Here is a 2,820-nt window from a genome sequence, read left to right as displayed (position 1 = left end):
GCGCGTGCCGCTGGTGCCCGGCACCTTCCGCCCCGACTTCGACAAGATCGCCGCGGCGATCACGCCGCGTACGCGGGCGATCATCGTCAACACGCCGCACAACCCGAGCGCCACGGTCTGGACCGCCGCCGAGATGCGCAAGCTCGAGGAACCGCTGGCACCGACCGACGTCCTCGTGATTGCCGACGAGGTCTACGAGCACATGGTCTACGACGGTGCGCAGCATGAAAGCGTGGCGCGCTTCCCGGGCCTGGCGGCGCGCAGCTTCATCGTGAGCAGCTTCGGCAAGACCTACCACGTCACCGGGTGGAAGGTCGGCTTCGTGGCCGCGCCCGCGCCGCTGATGGCCGAGTTCCGCAAGGTGCACCAGTTCAACGTGTTCACCGTCAACACGCCGATGCAGCATGCGCTCGCGCAGTACATGGCCGAGCCCGGGCCCTACCTCGAGCTGCCCGCCTTCTACCAGCGCAAGCGCGACCTGTTCGCGGCCGGCCTGGCCCAGAAGACCCGCTTCAGGCTGCTGCGCAGCGAGGGCAGCTATTTCCAGTGCGTCGACATCTCGGCGGTGAGCGACCTGTCCGAAGCCGAGTTCTGCCTGTGGCTCACGCGCGAGATCGGCGTGGCGGCGATTCCGCTGTCGGCCTTCTACGGCAACGGCTTCGACCAGCGCGTGGTCCGCTTCTGCTTCGCCAAGAAGGACGAGACGCTGCTCGCGGCCATGGATCGGCTCGCACGGCTTTGACCCGGCTCGCGCGGCTTGAATGCCGACGGCCCCGGTAGGAAAGCCCTGACCGCCGAAGAAGCGGCTATCCGGCGCGGGCCCGGTCTCCTGGCACCGAGCATGAATGCTCGTAACAACAAGGTCCAGGAGAAACGCATGTCCCTCTCGTTCATTCTGCTGATCATCCTGATATTGCTTCTGATCGGTGCGCTGCCGAGCTGGGGCTACAGCCGGAGCTGGGGCTACTGGCCCAGCGGCGGGCTGGGCCTGGTCGTGCTGATCGTCATCATCCTGGTGCTCATGGGCCGCATATGACGCTGCCCGGCCCTTCATGCACCTGAAAGGAGCCCGCGAGAAGCGGGCTTCTTTTTTGCCGGTCGCCGATCAGGCCTGCAGCTGGGCCCAGGCCTTGTCCAGCCGCTTGATGCTGACCGGCTGCGGCGTGCGCAGCTCCTGCGCGAAGAAGCTCACGCGCAGCTCCTCGAGCAGCCAGCGGAACTCCAGCATGCGCTCGTCCACCACGCCCTTGCGCTCGGCCACCAGCCGCCAGTAGCGCTGCTCCTGCGGCCGCAGCTCGGCCAGCTTGGCGGCATCGCGCGCGGGGTCGCTGCGCAGCTTGTCGAGCCGCAGCACGATGGCCTTGAGATAGCGCGCGAAATGCTGCAGCTGCGTCCACGGCGCGTCCGCGATGAAGCGCTTGCCGACCAGGCGCTGCAGCTGCTGCGCGGCGTCCTGCACGGCCTCGGGCTGGAGCTTGGTGTCCTTGATCTTGCGCGCGGCGGCCGCGTACTCGGCCAGGATGGCCGAGGCCAGCCGCGCCACCTCGTTGGCGATCAGCGTGAGCCGGCCGCGGCCCTCTTCGAGGCGGCGCTTGAAGGCGAACTCGTCGGTCGGCAGCGGCTCCTGCAGGAAGGCCCGGTCGATCGCCACGTCGATGATCTGCGCGCGCAGCTCCTCCGAGGTACCCAGCGGCATGTAGGCCACGGCCATCTTCTGCAGGTCGGGGATGTTCTTCTCGAGGTACTTGAGCGCATCCTTCAGCTGCAGCGCGAACAGGCGGCGCAGCCCGGCGCGGTGCTTGGCGGCCGCCACGGCGGGCTCGTCGAACACCTCGATGGTGACGGCATCGCCCTCGTCGCGCAGCGCCGGAAATCCGATCAGCGACTGCGATCCGCGCCGCACTTCCATCAGCTCGGGCAGTTCGCCGAAGCTCCAGTTGGTGTAGCGCTGGCCGGCAGGCAGGCTGGGCGCGGCGGGTGCCGGCGCAGCGGCGTTGCCCTTGGCCTGCCCGTGTCCCTCGGCTGCGTCGGCCGGCTTGCGGTCCGCCGACGCCTTGACGTTGAGGCCGGCCAGCGCCTGAAAAGCGCCGCGCGCCTGCGCGCCCAGCTCCGCCTTGAGCGCACCCAGGTTGCGCCCCATGCCAAGCTGGCGACCGTGCTCGTCCACGATGCGCAGGTTCATGAACAGATGCGGCGGCAGCATGTCGAGCTTGAAGTCGGCACGCTTGACGTCGATGCTCGTGGTGTCGCGCACGCGCTTGAGCAGCACATCGGTCAGCGAGCCGTGGCCGAACACTTCGGGCGCCGAAAGCTCTTCCGCCAGCCTGGCGGCCGACTCGGGCAGCGGCACCAGCCGCGAGCGCGGCCGCTGCGGCAGGCTCTTGAGCAGCGCCTGGATCTTGTCCTTGAGCATGCCGGTCACCAACCATTCGCAGCGCTCTTCGCTCACCTGGTTGAGCACGAAGAGCGGCACGCTGACCGTGAGGCCGTCCTTGGCGTCGCCAGGCGCGTGCAGGTAGCTTGCCGCGCAGTCGACGCCGCCCAGCCGCAGCGTGGGCGGAAAGGACTGCGTGGTGATGCCCGCGGCCTGGTGGCGCATCAGTTCCTCGCGCGTGAGGAAGAGCAGGCGCGGCTGCTCCCTGGAGGCATGGCGGTACCAGTTCTCGAAGCTGATGCCGCTGGCCACGTCGGCGGGCAGCTGCGCGTCGTAGAAGGCGAAGATCAGCTCGTCGTCGACCAGCACGTCCTGCCGGCGCGCCTTGTGCTCCAGCCCTTCGACCTCGCGCACCAGCTTGCGGTTGGCCGCGAGGAACGGAAACT

The 2,820-nt window shown here is 68.6% G+C and carries 3 protein-coding genes; 2 read left to right on the top strand and 1 reads right to left on the bottom strand.

The window, feature by feature from the left end:
• Window positions 1-742, top strand: a 742-nt coding sequence (locus AC1DOC_RS27905) for an aminotransferase class I/II-fold pyridoxal phosphate-dependent enzyme (protein ID WP_478130943.1), incomplete at its 5' end; no start/stop codon positions are given.
• A gap of 135 nt (window positions 743-877) precedes the next feature.
• Window positions 878-1,036 (top strand): DUF3309 family protein, encoded by a 159-nt coding sequence (locus AC1DOC_RS27900; RefSeq protein WP_012747828.1) that lies wholly within the window; start codon window positions 878-880, stop codon window positions 1,034-1,036.
• A gap of 69 nt (window positions 1,037-1,105) precedes the next feature.
• On the opposite strand, the gene AC1DOC_RS27895 is transcribed toward AC1DOC_RS27900, so the two are convergent.
• A partial coding sequence (locus AC1DOC_RS27895) for a DUF3418 domain-containing protein (protein WP_478130942.1) occupies window positions 1,106-2,820 on the bottom strand: 1,715 nt, incomplete at its 5' end.

Source organism: Variovorax sp. 01T439_2 (genome assembly GCF_056398445.1).
This window is presented reverse-complemented; position numbering and strand designations above follow the sequence as displayed.

What these genes read in the sequence shown, in the direction of transcription:
- AC1DOC_RS27900 (WP_012747828.1), top strand. Translation starts at nt 878, where the DNA reads ATGTCCCTCTCGTTCATTCTGCTGATCATCCTGATATTGCTTCTGATC.